The 25013-nt window shown below is 61.1% G+C and carries 24 protein-coding genes; 9 read left to right on the plus strand and 15 right to left on the minus strand.

Going from position 1 to position 25013, the window contains the following annotated elements; translation table 11 throughout:
* The first annotated feature begins 15 nt into the window (after positions 1-15).
* The gene (locus J2Z75_RS24070) at positions 16-408 is read left to right on the plus strand and encodes a YybH family protein (protein ID WP_209855487.1); all 393 of its coding nucleotides are present in this window, start codon (positions 16-18) and stop codon (positions 406-408) included.
* Positions 409-488: 80 nt separating this feature from the next.
* Here J2Z75_RS24070 and J2Z75_RS29560 read toward each other — a convergent pair whose 3' ends face one another.
* The 3 genes from J2Z75_RS29560 to J2Z75_RS24080 form a co-directional block, all read right to left on the minus strand.
* Positions 489-614, minus strand: coding sequence for a hypothetical protein (locus tag J2Z75_RS29560; RefSeq protein WP_268842094.1), 126 nt, complete (start codon positions 612-614; stop codon positions 489-491).
* 212 nt (positions 615-826) lie between these two features.
* A complete protein-coding gene (locus J2Z75_RS24075) occupies positions 827-1744 on the minus strand; it encodes a transglutaminase-like domain-containing protein (RefSeq protein ID WP_209855489.1) in 918 nt (305 codons plus the stop codon).
* Between the two features lie 354 nt (positions 1745-2098).
* Complete coding sequence (locus J2Z75_RS24080; protein WP_234937546.1) at positions 2099-2725, minus strand: GntR family transcriptional regulator; 627 nt, start codon at positions 2723-2725, stop codon at positions 2099-2101.
* Between the two features lie 399 nt (positions 2726-3124).
* On the opposite strand from J2Z75_RS24080, the gene J2Z75_RS24085 reads away from it, so the two are divergent.
* From J2Z75_RS24085 to J2Z75_RS24120, 8 genes are read left to right on the plus strand one after another with little or no spacing between them, the layout of a single operon-like run.
* Complete coding sequence (locus tag J2Z75_RS24085) at positions 3125-4255, plus strand: BMP family ABC transporter substrate-binding protein (protein ID WP_209855493.1); 1131 nt, start codon at positions 3125-3127, stop codon at positions 4253-4255.
* 17 nt (positions 4256-4272) lie between these two features.
* A complete protein-coding gene (locus tag J2Z75_RS24090; RefSeq protein ID WP_209855496.1) occupies positions 4273-5403 on the plus strand; it encodes an ABC transporter permease in 1131 nt (376 codons plus the stop codon).
* The gene (locus tag J2Z75_RS24095) at positions 5403-6323 is read left to right on the plus strand and encodes an ABC transporter permease (protein WP_209855503.1); all 921 of its coding nucleotides are present in this window, start codon (positions 5403-5405) and stop codon (positions 6321-6323) included. The genes J2Z75_RS24090 and J2Z75_RS24095 overlap by 1 nt, the downstream gene beginning before the upstream one ends.
* Before the next feature lie 11 nt (positions 6324-6334).
* Positions 6335-7051 (plus strand): biuret amidohydrolase, encoded by a 717-nt coding sequence (biuH, locus tag J2Z75_RS24100; protein WP_209855505.1) that lies wholly within the window; start codon positions 6335-6337, stop codon positions 7049-7051.
* Complete coding sequence (gene atzD / locus J2Z75_RS24105; protein WP_209855507.1) at positions 7051-8109, plus strand: cyanuric acid amidohydrolase; 1059 nt, start codon at positions 7051-7053, stop codon at positions 8107-8109. The genes biuH and atzD overlap by 1 nt, the downstream gene beginning before the upstream one ends.
* 52 nt (positions 8110-8161) lie before the next feature.
* Entirely contained in the window at positions 8162-9712 is a 1551-nt protein-coding gene (locus tag J2Z75_RS24110; RefSeq protein WP_209855841.1) for an ABC transporter ATP-binding protein, read from the plus strand.
* Positions 9712-10389, plus strand: a complete 678-nt coding sequence (locus tag J2Z75_RS24115) for a cysteine hydrolase family protein (protein ID WP_209855509.1) — start codon at positions 9712-9714, stop codon at positions 10387-10389. Before J2Z75_RS24110 ends, J2Z75_RS24115 begins: the two co-directional genes overlap by 1 nt.
* Positions 10389-10742 (plus strand): cupin domain-containing protein, encoded by a 354-nt coding sequence (locus J2Z75_RS24120; protein WP_209855510.1) that lies wholly within the window; start codon positions 10389-10391, stop codon positions 10740-10742. The genes J2Z75_RS24115 and J2Z75_RS24120 overlap by 1 nt, the downstream gene beginning before the upstream one ends.
* A 208-nt stretch (positions 10743-10950) precedes the next feature.
* On the opposite strand, the gene J2Z75_RS24125 is transcribed toward J2Z75_RS24120, so the two are convergent.
* The 12 genes from J2Z75_RS24125 to J2Z75_RS24180 all read right to left on the minus strand — a co-directional run bounded on the left by J2Z75_RS24125 (position 10951) and on the right by J2Z75_RS24180 (position 25011).
* Positions 10951-12285, minus strand: coding sequence for an extracellular solute-binding protein (locus tag J2Z75_RS24125; protein WP_209855512.1), 1335 nt, complete (start codon positions 12283-12285; stop codon positions 10951-10953).
* A gap of 122 nt (positions 12286-12407) precedes the next feature.
* Positions 12408-13259, minus strand: a complete 852-nt coding sequence (locus J2Z75_RS24130) for a carbohydrate ABC transporter permease (protein ID WP_209855514.1) — start codon at positions 13257-13259, stop codon at positions 12408-12410.
* Positions 13259-14200, minus strand: coding sequence for a carbohydrate ABC transporter permease (locus J2Z75_RS24135; RefSeq protein WP_209855516.1), 942 nt, complete (start codon positions 14198-14200; stop codon positions 13259-13261). Before J2Z75_RS24135 ends, J2Z75_RS24130 begins: the two co-directional genes overlap by 1 nt.
* The gene (locus J2Z75_RS24140) at positions 14193-15296 is read right to left on the minus strand and encodes an ABC transporter ATP-binding protein (protein ID WP_209855518.1); all 1104 of its coding nucleotides are present in this window, start codon (positions 15294-15296) and stop codon (positions 14193-14195) included. Before J2Z75_RS24140 ends, J2Z75_RS24135 begins: the two co-directional genes overlap by 8 nt.
* A 210-nt stretch (positions 15297-15506) precedes the next feature.
* Complete coding sequence (arfA, locus tag J2Z75_RS24145; protein ID WP_209855519.1) at positions 15507-17018, minus strand: arabinosylfuranosidase ArfA; 1512 nt, start codon at positions 17016-17018, stop codon at positions 15507-15509.
* A gap of 115 nt (positions 17019-17133) precedes the next feature.
* The gene (locus J2Z75_RS24150) at positions 17134-18060 is read right to left on the minus strand and encodes an ArsR/SmtB family transcription factor (protein ID WP_209855521.1); all 927 of its coding nucleotides are present in this window, start codon (positions 18058-18060) and stop codon (positions 17134-17136) included.
* Positions 18061-18181: 121 nt separating this feature from the next.
* Positions 18182-19450 carry a glycerate kinase type-2 family protein gene (locus tag J2Z75_RS24155; RefSeq protein WP_209855523.1) on the minus strand — a complete coding sequence of 423 codons (1269 nt, stop codon included), beginning with the start codon at positions 19448-19450 and terminating at the stop codon, positions 18182-18184.
* Between the two features lie 6 nt (positions 19451-19456).
* Positions 19457-19771: a Dabb family protein gene (locus J2Z75_RS24160; RefSeq protein ID WP_209855525.1), complete on the minus strand. Its 315-nt coding sequence runs from the start codon at positions 19769-19771 to the stop codon at positions 19457-19459.
* A gap of 10 nt (positions 19772-19781) precedes the next feature.
* Positions 19782-21437, minus strand: a complete 1656-nt coding sequence (locus J2Z75_RS24165) for a GMC family oxidoreductase (protein ID WP_209855527.1) — start codon at positions 21435-21437, stop codon at positions 19782-19784.
* 174 nt (positions 21438-21611) lie between these two features.
* A complete protein-coding gene (locus J2Z75_RS24170) occupies positions 21612-22385 on the minus strand; it encodes a 3-ketoacyl-ACP reductase (protein WP_209855529.1) in 774 nt (257 codons plus the stop codon).
* Positions 22382-23890 carry a GMC oxidoreductase gene (locus J2Z75_RS24175; protein WP_209855531.1) on the minus strand — a complete coding sequence of 503 codons (1509 nt, stop codon included), beginning with the start codon at positions 23888-23890 and terminating at the stop codon, positions 22382-22384. The genes J2Z75_RS24170 and J2Z75_RS24175 overlap by 4 nt, the downstream gene beginning before the upstream one ends.
* 8 nt (positions 23891-23898) lie before the next feature.
* A complete protein-coding gene (locus tag J2Z75_RS24180; protein WP_209855533.1) occupies positions 23899-25011 on the minus strand; it encodes an ABC transporter ATP-binding protein in 1113 nt (370 codons plus the stop codon).
* Positions 25012-25013 lie beyond the last annotated feature (2 nt).

Consider the following 25013-nt stretch of genomic DNA (forward strand, 5'->3'; position numbering starts at 1 on the left):
GCGAGACATTCAGGGATGGAACACACGACGAATGCGGTCCTTGCGGCCGCCGATAGCCTGATCGACGCCTTTTCGCGCCACGACCGGGAAAAATATTTCGCCGCCTTCTCGATGGACGCGACATTCATCTTCCACAATCTCGATCGTCCCTTGAGAACCCGGGCGGCCTACGAGGCGGAATGGGCGCTCTGGGAAACACGCGACGGCTTCAAGGTTCTGTCCTGCCGCTCCAGCGACCGCAATCTGCAGATGTTCGGCAGCATGGCGATCTTCACCCACAGCGTCGAAACGAAAGCTGAATTCGGCGGCGAGGCCGTCACCAGCCACGAACGGGAGACGATCGTCTTCGAGAGGCAGCCGGAGGGAGCATGGCTGGCCGTCCACGAGCATCTTTCACGCGCATCATGAATAGAAGAAGCCCTTGAATCGTATCGATTCAAGGGCTTTGACAAGTGTTCGACCTGCGGAATGACCGCTGCGGTCAGGGGTCAGATTGCGCCGAAAATCAGCGCGGAAACGAAAAGGAAGGCCGCAGCCAAGGCGGCCGCCTGCGCTGCCATGGTCCAGGAAAACTGCGTTCCGGAATGAGCGCCAAAGCCTGTGCGATTCTGCATGACTGGTTTCGAACCTTGCATCCTGTCCTCCACTTAAGTTGTTGCAGATGTGCTGCTTGCGGTTTCGTTGTCCTGAATTTCTCCGATATTTCCCATCAAGTTTATAGATATTATTTTCTTTGTTTTGCGCGCTAAAGGAAAAAACCGTCCTCGAAGCATGATCCATCATCCTTGAAGCGCGACCCGCTATCGGAAGAAACGCGGCAGCCGCCTTAATGTTCCTGAGCGTGTTCCCTCTCCCGGACATGGCGGGACCATTGCTCACTGAACCAGGGATTGAGCAGCGAAACCTCCGGCTGCCTGTGCGGCCGGGTCAGCGCCCCGTTGTCCTCCATATGAGTCCAGACTTTGAAGGTCGTGAGTTCATGCTTGCCGAAGGTCTGGATCAGCGGAATATCGGCGGCATCGCGGCCGCGCGCAACGGCGATGCGGCCGATGCGCGGGACATTGTGGCGGGCGTCGAACGTGTACCACCGGTCCTGAAGATAAACCTCGAACCAGGCATTGAAGTCCATCGGCGCAGGGTCGCCCGCAACACCGATGTCGCCCATATAGCCGTTGACGTAACGGGCGGGCATGTTCATGCAGCGGCATAGGGTAACGGCAAGATGGGCGTAATCGCGGCAAACGCCGGCCCTCTCCTCATGCGCCTCCATGGCGGTTCGCAAGGTGGAAGAGTAGCCGTAGCTGAAGGTCAGCCGTTCGTGCACATAATCGCAGATCGCCTGGACGCGGCCCCAACCGGGCTCGATCTCACCAAAATGGCGCCAGGCAAGCGCGCCGAAACGGTCTGTTTCGCAATAGCGGCTGGCTGAAAGGTAGGGCAGGCAGTCGGCGGGCAGCTTTTCGACCGGAACGGCGCCCGCTTGCAGATTGATCGCATCCGGCCGGCCGCTGTCCTTGATGACGGCATCATAGCTCAGATGCAGCCCGCCTTCGGGAACCACCATACGCATGCAGACATTGCCGAACGGATCGGCGACTTCTCCCATTTTCACCGCCGGATCGGAAATCGGCCCACGCTCGCTGATAATATCGGAACGCCTGGCGCGATCGACGGAAAGATAGGTCATCATCGGCGTCGGCTGGCTGCAACTGATGCCGATCTCGTATCCGAACCGTATGAACATGTGCTACCTCCACCACAAGGCAGGAACGGAAATCCTGCATATTTGTTCCGGCTTCAGGTCTGGAAAGTGGGGCCAAACAGGCCTCTGACACAGGGATGCATAGCGTGGGGTCTGACGCGTACAATCGCGTTTGTCTTGGCCATTGAACGAACGTGATCAAAACTGACCAGATCACATTGTCGGCGTCACGATGACCGCCGGTTCCTGCTTTGCCGATCAAGAGGCATGGAATACCGACTTGAGCTACCAATCCTAGTCCGAATTGCCGAACCTGGCAACGTCGTTTGGCGGTGGAGAACGCAAAGGTCTACGCCCTGGAGGGATTCCGACGGATGCGGTGCATCTGTATTTCGGTCAATCCGCGCCCGGGCCGGATGCAAAAACGGCACTCGCACCGCTAACGATCGAAACATGTGCATAAGCCGCCTGCCCCGCCACTACAGCGTCGGCCCGCAGGATCGCCGTCACGATACCTTCGTGCTCGTCGTAGGATTTTGCCAGCCGCCCCGGAATACGGAACTGTGCCCGCCGGAAGGGCGCAAGGCGCGCACGGGTCTGGATGGCAAGGTCGGTGATATGATCGCTATGGGCACCGCGATAGAGACGCGTGTGGAAATCGGTGTTGTGCGCCTCGTACTCTTCTTCGGCGCTGCGATGCACCAGGCGTGCCGACGCCTTGTGTTCGGCTTCCAGCATGCGGCGTTCGTCCACCGTCATCCGTTCGGCCGACAGGCGCGCGCAGATCCCCTCAAGCTCCGCCATCGCCTCGAACATCGAGGCGAGATTTTGTTGCGTCACATTGGTGACAACAGCGCTCTTGTTGGGCTCCCGCCCGACGAGGCCGATCGCGCACAGCTGCCCCAGAGCCTCGCGAACCGGCGTGCGGGAAACTTCAAAACGGTTTGCCAGCGAAATCTCGTCAAGCCGCTCGCCGGGACGCATGGCGCCGGTGATAATCAAATCGGCAATCGCCCTGACCATCTGCTCGACGGTTGTTCCGGACCGGATAATTTCTTTTTTTCTGGCGAGCTTCACGGATCGAATCTGCTTCAAATTTACACTGCATACAGATGCAATGCAGCGCCGCTATTGTCAATGTCGGTTTTAATAAGCTGATTTTACTATATTATTTACGATATAGCGCCCTGCCTTCAAAGCGATTCTTAAACTGAGAGACATCCACATCCTTGACGTTGTCTAAATTTTCCCGCTTGCTTAAAAATAAATCAATCATCAAAAAAATTGCATACAGTTTACGCTAGATAGAATTCGGCCCTAAAATAATTAGGCAAAAACAATACATTAAAGATTGGCATACTCATTGCATACAGTTTCTCGTGACCTTTTACGAACCCGGCACCACGCCGCGAGGAGCCCGCCATGATCAAACTCCTTCCCATGAACCGCCGCAGCTTTCTGCAATCGACCGCCGCCGGCGCCGCCGCCATCGGCCTTTCTCCTTCGCTCTTTTCGACGACAGCCGCAGCCCAGACAGCGCTGACCGTCGGCTTCATCTATGTCGGCCCCAAGGACGACTACGGCTATAACCAGGCCCATGCCGAAGGCGCCGCTGTCATCAAGGCGATGCCGGGCGTCACAGTCGTTGAAGAGGAAAACGTCCCCGAGACGGTCGACGTCCAGAAGACGATGGAATCGATGATCAACCTCGATGGCGCAGGCCTCGTCTTCCCGACATCCTTCGGCTATTTCGACCCCCATATGCTGGCCATGGCCGCAAAATATCCGGACGTCCAGTTCCGCCACTGCGGCGGCCTCTGGAAAGAGGGCGTCAACCCGATGAACACCGGCTCCTATTTCGGCTATATCGGCCAGGGGCAATACCTGAACGGAATCACGGCCGGTTACGCCTCCAAGAGCAAGAAAATCGGCTTCGTCGCCGCCAAGCCGATCCCGCAGGTACTGCAGAACATCAATTCCTTCCTGCTCGGCGCCCGGTCGGTCGATCCGGCCATCACCTGCCAGGTAATCTTTACCGGCGAATGGTCGCTCGCCGTCAAGGAAGCCGAAGCCACCAACGCGCTGATCGACCAGGGCGCCGACGTCATCACCTGCCATGTCGACAGCCCGAAGGTGGTGGTCGAGACGGCTGCCGGACGCGGCGCCTTCGTCTGCGGCTACCATGCCAACCAGAGTCCGCTCGCACCGGAAAAGTACCTGACCGGCGCCGAATGGGCCTGGGGCAACGTCTACACGAAATTCGTCACCGAGGCGCAAGCCGGTACTCCGCTCGGCAACTTCGTCCGCGGCGGACTGAAGGACGGCTTCGTCAAGATGAGCCCGCTCGGACCGGGCGTCTCCGCCGAGGCACGCACCAAATTCGACGCGACGCTGGCCGAAATGATGAAGGGCAGTTTCTCCGTCTTCAAGGGACCGATCAAGGACAACAAGGGCGGCGATGCGGTGACCGCCGGCCAGACGCTCGCCGAGGATGCGATCGAACTGGAAAGCATGGCCTATCTCGTCGAGGGCGTCGTCGGTTCGACATCCTGATCGAAAGGAAGAGCGTCATGACGATCGAGGCGAATATTCCAACACTCCCTCCGCTTTCCGCTCAATCGGGTAACCTGCGCCCCATCCTGGAATGGCTGGCGCGCAGGGCGGAACCGGTGGCGATCTCGCTGGGAGCCATCCTTACCGGCCTGGCGCTCTTTTCCATCTTCATCACGGTGGTCGGAAAATCGCCGATCGACCTTTTCAAGCTGATGTATACCGGCGGCTTCGGCAGCTGGTTTTCCATCCAGAACAGCTTGAGCCGCGCGGCCCCCTTGCTGCTCACCGCCCTCTGTGTCGCCCTGCCCGCCCGGCTCGGCCTCGTCATCATCGGCGGTGAAGGCGCAGTCGTTCTCGGCGGTGTCGCAGCCGCCGCTGCCGCCCTGCCGCTGACGGGCTCGGTCTCGCCCATCATCGTTCTTGTCGTGATGGCGATTGCCGGCATGATCATGGGCGGCATCTGGATCGGTATGGTGGGCGTGCTGCGCCACTATCGCGGCGTCAACGAAACCATCGCGTCCTTGCTGATGGCCTATATTGCCATCGCGCTAATGAACCATTTCATCGAGGGGCCGCTCCGCGATCCCGCCAGCCTCAACAAGCCGTCGACGACACCGCTGCCGGCCGAATATATGCTCGGCAGCATTCCGGGCATGGATGTCAACTGGGGATTGGTGATCGGCATTCTCGCCTGCATCGTCTCGTGGATATTGATCGAGGCCACCAGCTTTGGCTTTGCCGCCCGGATCGCCGGCGGCAATGTCCGCGCCGCACAGATCCAGGGGCTGCCGGTCGGTCGGCTGATCGTCGGCTTCACGGCCTTGGCCGGCAGCTTTGCCGGGCTCGCCGGCATGGTCGAAGTTGCGGCCGTGCAAGGGTCCGCCAATGCCTCGCTTGCCGCCGGATACGGCTATACCGGCATTCTCGTCGCCTTCCTCGCCCGTCACAATCCGCTGGCCATCATCCCCGTCGCCATCCTGCTCGGCGGCATCGATGCCTCGGGCGGCCTGATCCAGCGCCGCATGGGTCTGCCGGATGCGACAGTGCTTGTGCTTCAGGGTACGCTGTTCGTCGTCATCCTGTTCTGCGAGACCTTCTACGGCCGCTTCAAGATCTTCAATCCAGACCTTTGGAAGAGGACAGCATAATGGAAGGCATCGGCATCTGGGGCGTTCCGCTCGCCATCTTCGCAGGCGCCATCCGCGTCTCCACACCCTTCATCTTCGTCAGCCTCGGAGAATCGATCACCGAACGCTCCGGCCGCATCAATCTCGGTCTCGAGGGCACGCTCGTCTTCGGCGCCATGACGGCCTATGCGGTCGCGGTCATGAGCAATTCGCCCTGGCTCGGCGTTCTCGCCGCCATGGCGACCGGCGCCGTCTTCGGCCTGATCCACGGCTTCATCTGCAAGTTCCCCAAGGTCAATGACATCGCCATCGGCATCGCCATGATGCAGTTCGGCCTCGGCCTTGCCTTCTTCCTCGGCAAACCCTTCATCCAGCCCGTCGCGCCGCACCTGCCCTCGATCGCGCTCGGCGGCTGGTCGAGTTCGCCGCAGATTCAGTCGGCACTGAATATCAACGTGCTCTTCATCATCGGCGCGCTTCTGGCGGTCGCCCTGTGGTGGGCCTTCAAGAACACCCGCGTCGGCCTCATCCTGCGCGTGGTCGGCGACAGTTCGGATGCGGCCCGCGCCATGGGTCTCAATCCCGACACCGTGCGGCTGCTGGCAACAGCCGTCGGCGGATCGCTCGCGGCCGTCGGCGGTGCCTATCTGTCGCTGTTCTACCCCGGCTCGTGGAACGAAGGCATCTCGTCGGGTCAAGGCCTGATGGCGGTGGCCCTGGTCATCTTTGCCCGCTGGAACCCGATCGGCTGTTTCCTCGCCGCCCTTCTCTTCGGCGGAGCCGGTGCGCTTGGCCCGGCGCTGCAATCGGTCGGCGTCACGCAAGGCTACTACCTGTTCTACGCCGCCCCTTACGTGCTCACCCTCGTCATCCTCGTTGTCACCTCCTCGCCCACCCGCTCGCTCGCCGGCGCTCCGGGCGCCCTGTCGATCACCAAATAGGAGCTTTCGCCATGAACACCCTTTCCAGCGCAGCGCTCACCGGTGAAAAGCTCAGCTATATCGACGCCGATCCCTATCCATGGCCCTATAATGGCGCGCTCCGCCCGGACAATACGGCCCTTATCATCATCGACATGCAGACGGATTTCTGCGGTCCCGGCGGCTATGTCGATCACATGGGCTACGATCTCTCGCTGGTGCAGGCGCCGATCGAGCCGATCAAGGCCGTACTCGCGGCCATGCGTGCCAAGGGATACCACATCATCCACACCCGCGAAGGCCACCGCCCTGATCTCGCCGACCTGCCCGCCAACAAGCGCTGGCGCTCGCAGCGCATCGGCGCCGGCATCGGCGATGCCGGTCCGTGCGGACGCATCCTGACTCGCGGCGAACCGGGCTGGGACATCATCCCCGAACTCTATCCGATCGAAGGCGAGGTCATCATCGACAAGCCCGGCAAGGGCTCCTTCTGCGCCACCGACCTCGAGCTGATCCTCAACCAGAAGCGTATCGAGAACATCGTTCTCACCGGCATCACCACCGATGTCTGTGTCTCCACCACGATGCGCGAGGCAAACGACCGCGGCTTCGAATGCGTGATGCTCACCGATTGCTGCGGCGCCACCGACTACGGCAACCATCTGGCCGCCATCAACATGGTCAAGATGCAGGGCGGCGTCTTCGGCGCGGTGTCCAACTCCAAGTCGCTGATCGAGGCCCTGCCCTGATGCCATCGCAGCGCGCCGCCCTCTACCGTGTGTCCGCCTCCGGCCCGGCCGATGTCTCCGGCGTCGAGGCGCTGTTCGAAAACGGACTCGATCCGAAAACCGTCGTCGCCGTACTCGGCAAGACGGAAGGTAATGGCTGCGTCAACGATTTCACCCGCGGCTATGCGACCAGCACGTTCGAAACCCTGTTTGCCCGCCATGGCGTCACCGGCGCTTCCATTGTCATGTCCGGCGGCACGGAAGGCGCGTTATCGCCGCACTGGACCATCTTTTGCCGCGATACCGTCGAGGCCAACCCGGAGCGGTCATTGGCCATTGGCGTTTCCCGCACGCCGGATATGGAGCCGGAAAAACTTGGACGACGTGGCCAGATCGAACTGGTGGCGGACGGCGTGCGCGAAGCCATGGCCGATGCCGGGATCGGCAACGCCGACGATGTCCACTTCGTCCAGATCAAATGCCCCCTATTGACGCTCTCGCGCGTGGCCGAAACGGAAGCGCGCGGAGAAACCACCGTCACCCGCGACACGCTGAAATCCATGGGCTTTTCGCGCGGCGCATCCGCGCTCGGCGTCGCCGTGGCGCTGGGCGAAATCGATCTGGAAGAGATTGCCGACAAGGACATCTGCAATCGCCTCGATTTTTACTCAGGGCGTGCATCGACATCGGCCGGCGTCGAGCTTGCCGATCACGAGATCATCGTGCTGGGCATGAGCGACAGTTGGTCCGGTCCGCTCGCCATCGACCATGCCGTGATGAAGGACGCAATAGATACGGCCTCGGTTCGAACAGCCCAACAGCGCCTCGCCGAAGGCAAGCTTGTAGCGGTGCTGGCCAAGGCCGAGCCCGATCCGACGGGGAAGGTTCGCGGACGCCGCCACACCATGCTCGACGATTCCGATATTTCCGCCACCCGCCACGCCCGCGCCTTCGTCGGCGGCGTGCTGGCCGGACTGTTCGGCATGACCGATATCTATGTGTCCGGCGGCGCCGAGCACCAGGGCCCACCCGGCGGTGGACCTGTCGCCATCATCGTGGAAAGGGCAACGAACCCATGAACAGCAACCAACCCGCCCCCCCGAAGACAAACCTTGAAAGGCAACAGCCATGATCGTTCAGGTTCGCGACACGCCGCTTCCGCAGGCCGGCAAGGCCGTCGGTATCCAGACCATCGGCATGACCATGCGCTTCGGCGGTTTTACCGCACTCGACAACGTCTCGATCGACGTTCCGGCCGGCACGTTTCACGCATTGCTGGGCGAGAACGGTGCCGGCAAGTCGACGCTGGTCAAATGCATCATGGGTTTCTATCATCAGACCTCCGGCTCGCTGTCGGTCGATGGCCGGGAAGTTTCCGTCCAGTCCCCCAGGGACGCCGCGACCTATGGGCTGGGCATGGTCTACCAGCAATTCACGCTTGTCCCGTCGCTGACCGGCGCTGAAAACCTGGTCATCAACCGCACCCACGTGCCGGCAATCATCAATTGGGCGAAGGAGCGCAAGGACCTTGCGGCCTTCATGGAGCGCATGCCCTTCAAGATCCCGCTTGACCGGCCGGTAAGCGAACTGGCGGCCGGCGAAAAGCAGAAGCTCGAAATCGTCAAGCAGCTCTATCTCGGCCGCAGCTTCCTCATTCTCGACGAGCCGACCTCTGTGCTGACGCCGGCCGAAGCCGACGAGATGCTCGGCCTCGTGCGCGGGATGACCGAGCGCGGCGAACTCACTGTTTTAATGATCAGCCACAAGTTCCACGAAGTCACGAAATTCACCGATGCCGTCACGGTTCTCAGGCGCGGCAAGATGGCCGGCAGCGGGCTGGTCAAGGACCTCACCACCAAGGACATGGCCGCGATGATGATCGGCGACGTCAAGCTCGCCGAACTCGACACCCGCCTGCCGGTACCCGCCGATGCCAGGCCGATCCTCGTCGTCAGCGACATCAAGGCGCCGGACCGGACCGGCCTGAAGATGATCGATATCGGCAACCTGACGGTCCACGCCGGCGAGATCGTCGGCATTGCCGGCATCTCCGGCAACGGCCAGAAGGAGCTTGCCGAAGTTCTCGCCGGCCAGCGACCGCCGGATGCCGGCAGTATCACCGTCAAGGGCGCGCTCTATGGCGCCACACGCCAGGAAACCCGCATCAACAACGTCCGCTTCATCCCGGAGGAGCCGCTCAACAACGCCTGCGCGCCGAAAATGACGGTCACCGAAAACCTCGCCTTCCGCACCTTCGACGTGAAGAAAGAGGGCGGCGACGCGCTCTGGCTCGACATGAAATCGATGCGCAAGCGCGCGGCGTCGCTGATCTCGGACTTCAAGGTGAAGACGGCGTCGCACTCATCGCCGATAGCTTCTCTCTCCGGCGGCAATGTCCAGCGTGCCGTGCTTGCCCGCGAACTGACGGGCGATGTCGATCTGCTGATCGTCTCCAATCCCTGCTTCGGTCTGGATTTCTCCGCCGTCGCTGAAATCCGCGCCCGCATCATGAAGGCACGCAACGCCGGCACCGCCGTGCTTCTGCTCTCGGAGGACCTGGACGAGCTTCTCGAAATGTCGGACCGCATCATGGTGATGTCGGATGGCAAGCTGGTCTACGAGACGCCGGCCCTGTCGGCCGACATTTCCGTGATCGGCGCGCATATGGCGGGGCATCACTGATGCCAGAAAGACTTACAGCAGAGATCAAGGCCGAACCCTTTGCCTTCCCGCTCAAGCGCGATGCGATTGCACTCATCGTCATCGACATGCAGCGCGATTTCGCCGAGCCAGGCGGCTTCGGCGCAAGCCTCGGCAACGATGTCGGCCGCGTCACGAAGATCGTTCCGGACGTCAAGAAGCTGATCGAAGGGTTTCGCAGCGCCGGCCTCCCCGTCATCCACACGATGGAATGCCACCGCGCCGACCTTTCCGACCTGCCGCCTGCCAAACGCAACCGCGGCAACCCGACACTGAAGATCGGCGACCAGGGGCCGATGGGCCGCGTCCTGATATCAGGCGAACCGGGTACGGCGATCCTCTCCGAACTGGCGCCGATCGACGGCGAAGTGGTGATCGAGAAGCCCGGCAAGGGTGCGTTCTACGCGACGCCGCTCGGCGACATCCTGAAGGCCAGAGGCATCGAGCAACTGGTATTCGCCGGCGTGACGACGGAAGTCTGCGTGCAGACGACCATGCGCGAAGCCAATGACCGGGGCTACGAATGCCTGCTCGCGGAAGAAGCGACGGAGAGCTATTTTCCCGAATTCAAAAGCGCCGCCATCGCCATGATCAAGGCCCAGGGCGCCATCGTCGGCTGGGTCGGATCGGTCGACGACATCATCGAAGGAATAGCCTGATGCCCGAAACGACACGCGAAAGCCTGACATCCGGCGGCTGGAAGACATTGCCGTTCGAACCCTTCCGCGAAGACGTGACGATCCACTGGATCCAGCCGTTCGAAAACGACCAGCCCGGCGTCGCGCTGTTGAAATACGAAGCCGGCGCCTCGGTCCCGCGCCACCTTCATATGGGTCTTGAAACCATCGTGGTGCTGGAGGGCACCCAGTCCGACGAGGCGGGCGACTATGGTCCGGGCAGCCTCGTCGTCAACAGGCAAGGCACCGAGCATTCCGTCTGGAGCGATACCGGCTGCGTCGTGCTGATCCAATGGGATCGCCCGGTGAAGATATTGCAGGAGGAGACGGTATGACCGGTTTCGAAACGGGGGAAACCCACCCCCCCTCTGTCGGCGACGCCGACATCTCCCCCTCAAGGGGGGAGATCACTACAAGCCTCGAAACCCTATAAGGAAAAAGAACAATCTCCCCCCTTGAGGGGGAGATGTCAGGAAGTGACAGAGGGGGGTGAGCCCACCCTATCCTCGGAGGTATCCGAGCCAATCACCCCGGGCGCGCGCCCTAAAGGTTGGCCAGCAGCTCGTTGATGCGGCTTTCGGCATCCGTCAGGGCAGCATCGACCTCCTTCTGGCCGGTGACGGCAGCGCCCATTTCCTCGCCGATAATATCCTGAATGGCGAACTGGCGCTGAACGGCGGATGGCAGCGGCGTGCCGAGCGTGGCAATCGGTGCCAGCGTGTCGCGGTGCGGCAGTGCCTTGAAGGCATCAGAGTCAAGCACGGCCTTGAAGGCCGGCAGATGGCCGGTGCGCGACCATTCGAAATCGTTATCGGCGAAGAACTTCAGGAACTTGCCGATGGCGGCGAGCTGTTCCGGCGTCCGGTCATCCTTGTTGGACACGGCCCAGGTGTGGCCATCGGCATATTGTGCCTTCTTGCCGCCAAAGAGCTGCGGATAGGGATAAACGGCATAGCCGCCCGAGTTCAGTGCCGTGCCTGCGGTTGCCGCGGAGGCATTGTAGTCGCCGACGACCCACGTGCCGTTCAACTGCACGCCGCCCTCGCCTGCCAGGAAAGCCTGGATGGCGGCACCATAATCCATGTTCTTGGTCGTGTAGTCCTTGTCGAAGATCGCCTTGTACAGCTCGAACACCTTCTTGGCTTCAGGCGTGTTCAGCTTCACTTTCGTCGGATCGGCGAAGAAGTCGGAATCCTGCTGGAAGAGATAGGTATAGAGATTGCGGGTGAATAGCGCGGTCTCGTTGGCCAGATTCTGGACGAAATAGGGCTTGCCCGTCTTCTGCTTGAACTGCTCGGCCTGGGCCAGAAGCTCGTCCACGCTCGTCGGAAGTATCGGCGTGCCGTCGGCATTCAGAAGGCCCGCCTGCTTGAACAGGCCCAGATTGATATGATAGAGCATCGTCCAGCTGTCGATCGGCAGGGCGTAGATCTTGTCTTCCTTGGTGACGCCGCCGCGGCCGGCATCGGTAAAGCTGTCCGGTGAAATTCCGACGGTTGCCAGCAACTCGTCGAGCGGCAGCAGCAGGCCTTTGGACTGGTAGTCCGACAACGCGGATTCATGCACGGTGACAATATCCGGCGGATCGCCGGCGGCGAACTGCGCCGTCAGCTGGTCGTAGCCCGGCCATTCGACCGTGGTCACGGTTGCCTTGATGTCCGGATTGTCGGCGTTGAACTTGTTGATCAGCGAGGTGATGATGCCGCATTCGCCGACAGCCTTGCTGACATCGGTATTGGTGCCGAAATCTGCGTCGCAAGCGCCGAAGAAGCGCTGCACCGAAATCTCGGTAACATCCTGCGCAAAGGCGGGCGACGCGCTCGCCATTGCCGCGACGGATGCCGCCGCCATGATCCATGATCTGAAATGCCGTGTCATGCTTGTCTCCTCCGTTGGTTTCGTTCCGTTGGTGCGGTCAAACCCTCTCCCAAGGGCCTGTCTTTCATGACCGGCGCAGCACGACTGTCCGCATCCGGCTATTGGCAAATGTCCAGGTGGCGTTAGCGCACGGCGGCGCCCGAGACGGCCGTGACGATATATTTCTGGAAGAACAGGTAGAGGACGAGGATCGGCGCACCGGCAAAGATCGCCTGCGCCATCAGGAAACCCAACCCTTCCGACTGCGCGAAATTGGTCTGCGTCGACGCCATGCCGACCGTCAGCGTGAACATGGTGTTCTTGGTGCCTGAAATTAGCGGCCAGAAGTAATCGTTCCACGACCACAGGAAGGTGAAGATGCCGAGCGTTGCCTGGGCAGGAACGGTCAGCGGCAGAAGCACCTTCCAGAAGATCTTGAAACGGCTGGCATTGTCGAGCAGTGCCGCCTCATCCAGTTCCTTGGGAATGGCGCGAAAATACTGCGTCATCAGGAACACGCCGAAGGGTGCGGAAAGCCCCGGCAGGATCAGCCCCTGATAGGTATTGTGCAGCTTCAGAATGCCGAAGATCTGGTGGCGCGCGATCAGCACCGCCTGTTCCGGCACGGCAAGGCCGAGAAGCACGACGACGAACAGGATATCGCGGCCGGGGAAATTCAGCCGCGCAAAGCCGTAGCCGGCAAGCGAGCAGAGAACCAGCGTGCCGATTGTCAGGCCGGTCGAAACGATGAGGCTGTTCAGGATCCAGCGAAATACCGACGAGTTCGCGAGGATATTGAAGTAGTTCATCACCGTGTAAGGTGTGCGGAAGACCGAGTTCGTATCGGCCATCAGCTCGGCATTGGCCTTCAGCGACAGCCCGATTACCCAGAGAACCGGAGCCAGCATGATCAGCGCGAAGATGATGACGAGCGCAAGCACGACACGGTCGCCGAACTCGCGTCCCATGATGCTGGTAGAGCGGACATTGCTCATCAGTTTTCTCCCCGTTTGCGCGTCAGCAGGAATTGCGCCATCGCGGCGATCAGGATCAGGACGAATAGTACTTCCGATGCGGCAGCCCCCATGCCAAGGTCCCAGCGCTTGAAGGCAACGTCGTAGATGTACATGACGATCGGCTTCGACGTGTTGTTCGGGCCGCCCTGCGTCATCAGCCGCGCCTGCCCGAACAGCTGGAACTGCATGACCACTTGGATGAGAACGACGAGAATGAACGTGCGCTTGATCGACGGCAGCGTGATCGACCGAAAGGTCTGCCAGCGGTTGGCGTTGTCGAGCGCCGCCGCCTCGTAAATCTCGCCCGGGATCTGCTGCAGGGCCGAGAGATACAGCATCATCGGCAGGCCGATGCACCACCAGATCGTGGCGATCGCAATGGCGATCATCGAAAGATCGGGGCTGGACAGGAACGCCGGTCCCGGCAGCCCGAACCAGCCATAGATCGTTGCCAACAGGCCGAAATCGGGAATGAACACGATCCGCCAGATCAGCGTAACGATGGTGACCGAGAGTACAGACGAGGAGAAGAACGCGGCGCGCAGGAAGGCGGCACTGCGCGTCTGGCGATTGAGCGCCAGGGCCAGAAACAGGCCCAGAAGCGCCAGCACGGGTACCGTCAGAAGCACGAAATAGAAGGTATTGCCGACCGACTGAAGGAAAATCTTGTCGCTGAACAGCCGCACATAATTGGCGATGCCGACGAATTTTCCGACGCCGAACGTATCGGCCTTGTGGAAGCTCAGCCAGATGCCCCAGATGAGCGGAAAGACCAGCATGGTGGCAAAGAAGAACAGATAAGGGGCGATGAACAGGGCATTGCGCCACTGCGACGCGTTGATATTGGCCGGCGGCGCCTTTTGCGCGGTCAATGCGCGTGAAGACCGGCCAACCTGCGAAGAGACCACCGCTTCAGCCATTGATCCCCTCCTCGCAATGCCAGGCACGGTCGGACGTGTCGAACAGGTGCACCCGCGATCCGTCGATCGACAGCGAAACCGTATCGTTGACGGCAACACGGCTGTAGCCGATGTCTTCGGCGACAATGACACTGCCATCCTTGAGCTTTGTGTAAACCAGCGTGCGCTCGCCGAGCCGCTCCAGAACATCGACCGTTCCGGTGGTCACGCCCTGCCCGTCCGCAACGACCCGAACCGCCTCGGCGCGGATGCCGAGCGTGAAATTGCCGGGGTCCAGCTTCATCGCCGGAATGGCCGTCTTCACCTGCGTGCCGTCGCCCAGCGTCACGGTCGCACCGCCGGTCTCCCCTCCTGCGACGCGCACCGGTACGAAGTTCATGGTCGGCGAACCGACGAACGTCGCAACGAAGCGCGTCGCCGGCCGGGAGTAGATCTCCATCGGCGTGCCGATCTGCTCGATCTTGCGGTTGTTCATGACGACGATGCGGTCGGCAAGCGTCATCGCCTCGATCTGGTCGTGGGTGACGAAGATCATCGTCGATTTCACCCGGTGCCGAAGCTGGGCAAGTTCAACGCGGGTACGGACACGCAACGCCGCATCAAGGTTGGATAAGGGCTCGTCGAACAGGAAGGCCTTCGGTTCCTTGACGATGGCGCGGCCGATGGCGACGCGCTGGCGCTGGCCGCCGGAAAGCTGCCCCGGCTTGCGCTCCAGGAGATGGCCGATCTCCAGCATGCGGCCGGCCTCGGCAACACGGGCGGAGATGACATCGGCGGCAACACCGATATTGCGCAGCCCGAAGGCCATATTGTCGGCAACCGTCATGTGTGGATAGAGCGCATAGCTCTGGAACACCATGGCGATATCGCGTTGGCCCGGCGGCAGGTTGTCGATGCGCTGGCCGTTGATGGAAATAGTGCCCTCGTCGACGCTTTCGAGACCTGCGATCATCCGCAGCAGCGTCGATTTTCCACAGCCTGAAGGCCCGAGAAACACCATGAATTCATTGGGATCGATGGAGAGCGACAAATGGTCGATCACCGTCGCAGCGCCAAAACGCTTGACCACGTCCTTGATCTCGATATGGGCCGTCACGTCAACCTCCCTTGCCGTGATGGAACGGTTCCGATCCGGTGCGGCGGCGAAAACGCCTGCCACGACCAACCCGGCCATTCCTCGGATTCTGCATGCCGCGACCTGGGTCTCCTCCCCGGTCTCGGCGCCTTCTCCGTGGCGCCGAGTATCTCCGAAACGAAACTCAAGTCAATATTTTTGATATACATCATAAATTATGATATACAGGTATCAGACCTTCACGCGGATGATCTGATAGGACAGCGGCGGCAGCGGCACCGACACGATGTCGCCCTTGACCGACGCGCCGGTTCCCTTGCGGGGCGCGACGTTGTCGGGCTTTTCAGCCATATTGACGGCGCGCAAATCCGCATGTGTCATCACCTGATGATCGAAGATTTCCGCCCGCTCGAAGCCGGCGAGACTGAATTCCGTCTCGATGCTGTCCGTCAGATGGCGATTGACCGCGAAGAAGGTAACCGTCTTGCCGTCCGCATCATGCACGCCCGCGACATCGACGAAGGGCACCTTATCGGCGACAGGCGCATCGTAGGTCGGCGAATTGACGGCCAAGTTGAGCGCCGTGCCACGGCCGAAGACCGAGGCGAAATAATAGGGATAGAAGATCGACTGCCGCCAGGCATCGCCGTTCGGCGCGGTCATGATCGGTGCGATGACGTTGACCAGCTGCGCGATGCAGGCGATGCGCACGACATCGGAGCGGCGGATGAAGGTGTTGAGGATCAGGCCGACCTGCAACACGTCCTCGAAATTGTAGATGTCCTCGAGGAGAGCCGGCGCATGTGGCCAGCCCTGGTTGCCTTCCAGAAGCGCCTTGTCCTGCTCCTTGGAATGGTACCAGACGTTCCATTCGTCGAAGGAGATGTAGACCTGCTTCTTCGAGCGCTTCTTCGCCTTCACATAATCGATGACGCCGGAAACCGTGACGATGTAATTGTCGAGTTCGACGCTCTGGGCCAGATAGTTCGCGGTGTCGCCGGCCCGGTTTTCGAAATACATATGCAGCGAGATGTAGTCGACCTCGTTGTAGGTATGTTCGAGAACGGTCGCCTCCCATTCCGGATAGGTCGGCATGTGGGCATTGGACGAACCGCAGACGATCAGCTCCAGCGAGCTGTCGAAGGCGCGCATGGCCTTGGCGGTTTCATGGGCAAGCCGGCCATATTCGTCGGCCGTCTTGTGACCGATCTGCCAGGGACCGTCCATCTCGTTGCCGAGGCACCAGAGTTTTGTGTTGAACGGCTCGGCGCGACCATTGGCGATACGCATGTCGCTCCACTTGCTGCCGCCGGGATGATTGACATATTCGAGGAAATTGCGGGCTTCATCCAGACCGCGCGAACCGAGATTGACGGCCAGCATCATCTCGGTGCCGACACTGTCGCACCAGTCGGCGAATTCGTGGATGCCGACCTGGTTGCTGTCGGACGTGTGCCAGGCAAGATCGAGCCGCGTCGGACGGTCTTCCTTCGGTCCGATGCCGTCTTCCCAATTGTAGGCCGAGACGAAGTTGCCGCCGGGATAGCGCACGACCGGAACCTTCAGTTCCTTGACGAGGTCGATGACATCCTTGCGCATGCCGTTTTCATCGGCGGTCGCGTGATCGGGCTCGTAGATGCCGGTATAAATAGCGCGGCCCAGATGCTCGAGAAACGAACCGTAGAGCCGATCGTCGATCTGCGAAATCACATAGTCCCGGTGTGCGACAACGGAAGCCTTCACGGCATGCCCTCCCTGAATAATCGTCTTTTGTGATATCAATCACTTTTGACGATAATAAAACGGAAGAAGCTGGCAGCGTCAAGCGATATAATTCAGAAAATCGGGTTTATATCCGTTATTTCGTTTTCAATCGCATCACGATGTCCTGGTCGTAATTGCCGAAGCCACGGCCGAAGATATTGATTCCGCCGGGATGTTTTGCATTTTCACGCACCGCGATGCGAAGCCGGATGGAGTGATGTTCGGAGAGGCGCAGATCGCTCAAGGCGACGTCGGAAATCTTCAGACCGTCAATGTAGGTGCCATCGCCAGCGATTCGCCAGTTCTTCAGCTTGCCGTATTGCGAGCCCTTGAGCTTCCACCAGTCCGGTGTGAAGACACCACGCTTGTCGCCATAATCGCCGGGGGACGTCCAAGTCGCGGCATCGACACCATTGACCGAAAGGGTGATGTCGGACGGCCAATCTGCGCTTGTGCCCGGCACTTCCGAGCTCAATTCCATTGCAAATTCAATCTCTTCGATCTGCGTATTGGTCAGGCGCGCATTGTTCGGAAACTGATATTCGACATAGCCGCGGGTAAACCAGATCAGCCCGGCTTTCATGCGGTCGGGGTCGAGAAACGTATCCGGCACATCGAGAAGGCCGATGATTCCGTCGACGGAACAGAGGCCGCAGGGGCCGGTGACCTCGCAGCTCGTGTAGAGCCCAAGCGGCATGGCAACCTCGATGCCGCTCGATTTCAGCGCCTTGATATCGTCCTTGAAGACGACCAGAACCTCGTCGAAATTCGAATAGCAGATCTTCTGGTTGCCCTTGCGCGCCTTCTGCGATTCCGTGCGGATCAGCCCGGCCTCTTCGAGAATCGCGACGTTGGTCGATACCGTGGACTGCGGCAGACCCAGGATTTCGGAGATTTCGTTGACGTTTTGCGGGCCTTTGACATGCAGGAGCTTGAGCATCGCGATCCGGGATGTCGAGGCCAGCCCCTTCAGGACCGCCATTCCCTCTTCCGGATCGATCACTAGAAAATTTCGGCTCATCAGTTCTTCCCGCGCTCGATCATCGCTGCTCCACCAGCAAAACCAATTAATATCAAAATAAATGATATGGTCAACGCCACTCTGTGAGCAACGACTTTCAAACCACAGGCTCGAAAACGCGCTAAAGGATCAGCAAGGCGCGCAGATCGTTGACATTGGTGCCGGTGGGACCGGGCACGAACAGGTCGCCGCTGGCGTTGAACGCCGTCCAGGCATCGTGCCGGGCAAGATGATCGCGAGGATCAGCACCCGCAGCCCGCATTCGTGCGATGGTAGAGCCATCGGCAAAGGCGCCGGCATTGTCCTCGGACCCATCGATGCCATCGGTGTCGGCGGCCAGCGCGTGAATACCGTCGATACCATCGATATCCAGCGCCAAGGACAAGAGGAGCTCGCTGTTGCGCCCGCCCTTGCCATAGGCATCGCCCGCGATCGTCACCGTGGTTTCGCCGCCGGAGAGGATGACGATGGGCTTCTGAAACGGCCGGTTGCGCAACGCCGTTTCCCTCGCGATCGCCGCATGCATGCGGCCGATGTCGCGCGCCTCACCCTCGATCGCATCGGACAGGACGACAGCCTCGACACCGAGCGACCGTGCCCTCGCCGCTGCTGCGTCGAGCGAAACACTCGCCGATGCGATGATGTGATGGCTGTGGCGGGCGAATGCCGAATGATCCGAACGGGGTGCCGCCGCCTGTTCTGATCGCAGATGCCGCATGACGGCGTCCGGCAGGGCCATCCCGTATCGGGCGACGATGGCAAGCGCATCCGCGGGCGTGGACATGTTCGGGAACGTCGGGCCGGAGGCGACAAAGGCGGGGTTATCGCCGGGCACATCGGAGACGATCAGGCTGACGACGCGCGCCGGTGCCGCGGCAAAGGCCAGCCGTCCGCCCTTGATGCGCGAAACATGCTTGCGCACCACGTTCATCGCCGAAATCGGCGCACCGGATGCGAGCAGTGCCTTGTTTACCGCGATCTCGTCGGCCAGTGCCAGACCGTCCGGAGGCGCCGGCAACAGCGACGAACCCCCACCGGAAATCAGGGCGACGACCAGATCGTCCGGCGTCAGCCCCTCGACCAGCCGCAGCAGCTCCGCCGATCCGGCAAGCCCCGCCTCGTCCGGCACCGGATGAGCCGATTGCAAAACCCGGATGCGCTTGCAGGCCGCGATCGGCCCGTGCCGCGCCACGACTGCGCCTTCCAACGGCCCGTCCCACAGGCTTTCGAACGCCGCTGCCATCTGGCTCGCCGCCTTGCCGGCGCCGACGACGATCATCCGCCCCTTGGGCTTTTCCGGCAGATGGGCGCGGATGGCCGCGAGAGGATCGGCAGCTTCGACCGCCGCCGTAAACAGGCTTGCCAGAAAGTCCCTGGGGTCAGGCGTCATATGCAGTCAGCCCGCAATGTCGAAATCATAGACGAAGACGCCGTCGACGCCGCCTTCGGTGGCGGCAACGATCCGGCCGCCGGCCTTTTCATGATCGGGATGAACGAGATAGGCGTCCCGCGCGCCAGCATCCTTGAAGTCGATGATGAAGCCGCCATTGTAGGACTTGCCAAGCCCTTCGGGGCTGACATTGGGGCCGATATCGATCGAAAGATAGCCCGGGACGTGTGCTTTTAGTGCGGCGATGTCCGAGAGGATAGACACTCTCTCGGCATCCGAAACGCTCGCCTTGAAACGGATGAAGACACAATGGCGGATCATGGCGGAACTCCTATCGGATATCGGCGCGCGCTCGCGGCCGCTGGTCGTTGCGTTCGTGGGAGAAGATCGCCGCCGGCAAGGGCTGCCGGTCGCGGATGATGTCCGATCCCTTTTCACCCATCATGATCGTCGGCCCGTTGGTATTGCAAGAGGGAACGCGCGGCATGACGGAACTGTCGCAGACCCGCAAACCTTCAAGCCCGTGGACCTTGAGATCAAGACCGACGACGGCATCGGAGCCCGTGCCCATCTTGCAGGTACCGACGGGATGATGGTCGGTCTTGGCGCTGGCACAGCCGTAATCGAACATCTCCTCGTCCGTCATCACCTTCGGCCCTGGTAGCCGCTCCGCCATGACGAACGGTTTCAATGCGGCCTGCTGGAGGATTTCCCGGGCGATCTTCAAACCCTCGATCGACATTTTGCGGTCATGCGCGTCTTCCCAGTAGTTCGGATCAATCAAGGGAGCCGCCGCCGGATTGGAGGATGACAATCGCACCGTGCCGCGCGAGCGCGGATGCAGATAGGCGGAATTGAGCGTCACGCCTGCATTCTTCAGCTTCTCGACGCCAGCCTCGATGCCGGAGCCGAGGCCCAGATGGAACTGGATATCCGGCGAGCGCGCATTCGGGTCGGCATACCAGAAACCGCCGGTCTCAAACAGCGACGAGGCGACCGGGCCGGAGCGGAACAGCACATATTGCAGACCCGCCCAGATCGACCGGTGCCACTTGGCGACGCCGTCATAGGTATGATCGCCGGTGCATTCTGAAATGACGAAGAGATCGAGATGATCCTGCAGATTGCTGCCGACGCCGGGCAGATCGTGCTTCACCTCGAGCCCGACGGAGCGCAAGTGATCGGCCGGGCCAATGCCGGATTGCTGTAAGAGCTTCGGCGAGCCGATGGCGCCGGACGTGACAAGCACTTCGCGCCCGGCCCGGATGATTTCCAGGCCCTTGGAGGTCGCAACCTCGACGCCGACCGCGCGCGTTCCCTCAAGCACGACCCGTGTCACCAGCGCCCCGAGCCGAACAGTCAGGTTCTTGCGGCCCTTGATCGGGCTCAGATAGGCAAGCGATGCGGACGACCGGCGGCGGTTGCGCTGGGTCAACTGGTAGAAGCCGATACCGGCCTGCTGTTTGCCGTTGAAATCGTGATTGTAGGGAATGCCGAGTTCCTGCCCCGCGCGGATATAGGCATCGCAGATCGGCAGGCCGGAAGCGGGCATGGAAACGCCGAGCGGTCCGCCATAGGTATGATAATCGTCGGCGAAACGCTGGTTGTCCTCGGCGCGCTTGAAATAGGGCAGAACGCTGCGGTAGTCCCAACCCGTGCAGCCGTCCTCGCTCGCCCAGAGATCGTAATCGACCGCATTGCCGCGCGTATAAAGCTGCGCATTGATCGAGGAGCCGCCGCCGACCACCTTGGCCTGGGTATAACGCATCACCCGACCCTTCATGTGCTTCTGCGGCACGGTCTCCCAGCCCCAGCTGGCAACACCCTTGGTCATCTTGGCAAACCCGGCCGGCATGTGGAACAGCGGGTGCCAGTCGCTGCCGCCCGCTTCGAGCAGCAGCACCTCGACGTCCGCATCCTCGGTCAGCCGGTTGGCGAGAACGCAACCGGCTGGTCCTGCGCCGGTGATGATGTAGTCGTAGGTCATGTCAGCGTCCTCAAAAGTCAATTATCGAGGGGATGCCTGCCCCTCACTCTAGCCCTCCCCCCGCAAGCGGGGAGAGGGGACGACGGAGTTTGCCGCTTGTTCCTTCTCCCCGTTTGCGGGGAGAAGGTGACCGATAGGCCGGATGAGGGGCTGAGCCACAAACCCGCCTGTTCCCTACAGCCTTCCGATCGACAGCCCGCCATCCGCATGGATCACCGATCCGGTGGCAAAACCGAAACCGCCGCTGGCAAGGGCTGCGACCATCCGGCCGATATCATCCGCCTCGCCCCAGCGCTTCATCGGCACCAGACCATCGGCAATCAGCGCATCGTATTTTCCTGAAACACCGGCCGTCATATCCGAGCGGATGATGCCGGGCCGCACCTCGAAGACGGAGATGCCGGCGTCTGCCAGCCGCAGAGCCAGCCCTTGCGAAAAGGCGGCGAGTCCCGCCTTGCTCATGCAATAGTCCAGACGCTCGGGCGAAGTCAGCGTTGCGGAAACGGAGGTGATGTTGATCACCGAGCGGCTCGCGGCAGATTTGGTTGCGAGCATCGCCTTCACCACGGCCTGCGTGAAAAACACCGTGCCGCGCAAGTTCGTCGCAACGATCGTATCGAAATTTTCCGGCGACAATTCCAGGAAATCACCACGCACCACTGACGCCATGCCCGCATTGTTGACGAGGCAATCGATGGAGCCGAATTGCCCCAGAACCGCATCGACCGTCGCCTGATGGCCGGAAAGATCGGAGAGGTCCGCCTTCAGAAAGATCGCTTTGGAACCCAGAGCAGCGAGTTCATCCAGCACGGAGCCGACCTGATCAGCTTCGCCGATACCCGTAATGGCGATGTCGAAGCCGCCTTTCGCCAAGGCCCTGGCAATGCCCAACCCGATACCGCGACGGCCGCCGGTGACGATGGCAACGGGGCGCTTGTGACCGGTCATGCCGCCAAATCCTTTGAAACAATGTGATCGGCAACACGCAGCGCCTGCGCCGCCACCGTCAACGCCGGATTGACCGCCGCCGATGTCGGCAGGCAGCTGGCATCGACCACAAACAGGTTCTGGTGATCGAACGCCCGGCAATAGACGTCGAGCGGCGCCAACGCCGGATCATTGCCCATCTTCACCGTGCCGCACTGATGCGATGGCGTGCGCTTGTCGAACGGCCGCGACAGCACGATCGGAAATCCTGCCGCCCGCAAGGCCTGCTTCAGCTTCTTCACCAGCATCAGATGCGCGTCCCAGTTGGTCCGCACCCATTGCAGCACGATGCGCTCGCCATCGACCATGATCCGGCTTTCCGGATGCGGGATATCCTCGCTCATCGCGTAGAAATCGATCGCGTGTTTCGAGACCTGATTGAGCAGCCATTCCGGCATGGACGGAATGTTCGCCTTCAGGATCGGCCCGGAAATACGGCCAAGAAGCTGGACATTGCCGAGCGGCGGACCACCCTCGCCATCCGAGAGATAATAATCGTTGAAGCCGAAAGTCTTCTGGTAGATTGAGGTGTTCCTGAAGAACGGCGAGATTGCCAGCACTGCGCTCGAATTGTGGTTCATGAAATTGCGGCCGACCTGATCCGAACTGTTGGCAAGCCCCTTCGGATTGGCCGCATTGGCGGACCGCAGCAGCAGCACCGACGACTGCACGGCGCCGGCGGACAGGATGACCAGCTTCGGCGACACCGTCTGCTCGACGCCGTCCTTGATATAACGCACCGTCTCGATGCGCTTGCCATCCGCTGCCGTCTCAAGCCGCGTCACTCGCGATCCGGTCTGTAGCCGCACATTCCCATGTTGCAAGGCGATCGTCAGCGCCGCCGTCTCGGCATCCATCTTGCCGTCGAAGCTGTTAGGATGCGCATCCCATGGCGTCTTTGCCTTGGCGAGCCACTTGTCGATATCGACGCCCAGCGGCAGCGAATAGGGATGCAGCCCGTTGCGCTTGAGTTTCTCGCGGACCGACGCGATCGGCGGCTCGTCGGCAACCGGGGGAAAGGCATAGGGTTGCGAATGCACAGGCTCGGTCGGATCCTGCCCGAGAGCCCCGCGCACCTGATAGAGCTGCTCGGCCCGGCTGTACCAGGGTTCCAGCTCCTCATAGGCAAAGGGCCAGGCTGGCGAGACGCCTTCCAGATGAGCCATCTCGGCAAAATCCTCGCGGCGGTAGCGTACCAGCACCGCACCGAAGAATTTCGAATTGCCGCCGACATTGTAGTAGTTGCCGGGGTTGAAGCCCTTTCCGTCGGTTTCGTACCAGAGTTCTTTCGGTCGGAAATGGCCGCGTTGAAAAATCGCCCGCTGGTCGCGGTTCTCTGGGCGGTCTTCGATATGACCTCCGGCCTCAAGAATGAGGATTTCCGCACCCGAACCGGCAAGGGCCGACGCGACCGTTGCTCCGCCAATGCCGGAGCCGATGATGACAATATCGGACTGCTTCATCATGACAGAACTCAGCCGATGCGCTGCTGGCTTTGCGGATCGAAGAACACCGCCTTGTCCAGGTTGAAGGCAAGCCGGGCGGTCTGGCCGGGCGCGATGCGGGCATCGGCGCGCAGGCGGGCCACGACCTCCTTGCCGCCGAGCTTGGTCACGGCGAACGTGTCGGAACCGGCAGGCTCGACGACGTCGATCAGGCAATCGCCTTCAAACAGGGATTTCGCATTGCGGTCGGCGCCATCCGGATCGGTCAGGGCTTCTGGCCGTATGCCGAAAATGACCTGCTTGCCGGAATAGGCGGCCAGACCGCCGATCTGCGGCACCGGCACACGCAAGGGTTCGGCTTCCGGACGCAGCAGCGAAACATGCAGGTCATTGCCGCCGCCTTCGATCGTCGCGGTCAGAAGGTTCATCGCAGGCGAGCCCATGAAATCAGCGACGAACAGGTTCTTCGGATTGTTGTAGATCTCGGCCGGCGTGCCGAACTGCTGCACCTCGCCATCACGCATGACGGCGATCTTGGTCGCCAGCGTCATTGCCTCAATCTGGTCGTGCGTGACGTAGACGATCGACGTGCCGGTCGCCTGATGCAGCCGCTTGATCTCGATGCGCATGTCGACGCGCAGCTTGGCATCGAGGTTGGACAGCGGTTCGTCGAACAGGAACAGCTTCGGATCGCGCACCAGTGCCCTCCCCATGGCAACACGCTGGCGCTGGCCGCCGGACAGCTGGCTCGGTTTGCGGTCGAGCAGATGGGTGATCTGCAGAACTTTAGCCACTTTGTCGATGGCCTTCTTGCGTTCCTCGACCGGCACACCGCGCATCTCCATGCCGAAGGAGATGTTCCCGGCAACGGTCATGTTCGGATAGAGCGCGTAGGACTGGAACACCATGGCGATATCGCGCTTGGACGGATGCAGGTCGTCGATCGCCCGTCCATCGACGCGGATCGTGCCCTCGGTGATCGTTTCAAGCCCGGCAATCGTGTTGAGCAACGTGGACTTGCCGCAGCCGGACGGGCCGACGAGTACCAGAAAACCACCCTTCTCAAGCTCAAGGTCGATGCCCTTGAGGATTTCCAGAGAGCCGAAACGCTTTCTGAGACCGGATATTTCGAGGAAAGCCATGT

This window comes from Rhizobium herbae (genome assembly GCF_017873135.1).
In the GTDB taxonomy this organism is placed as follows: domain Bacteria; phylum Pseudomonadota; class Alphaproteobacteria; order Rhizobiales; family Rhizobiaceae; genus Pararhizobium; species Pararhizobium herbae.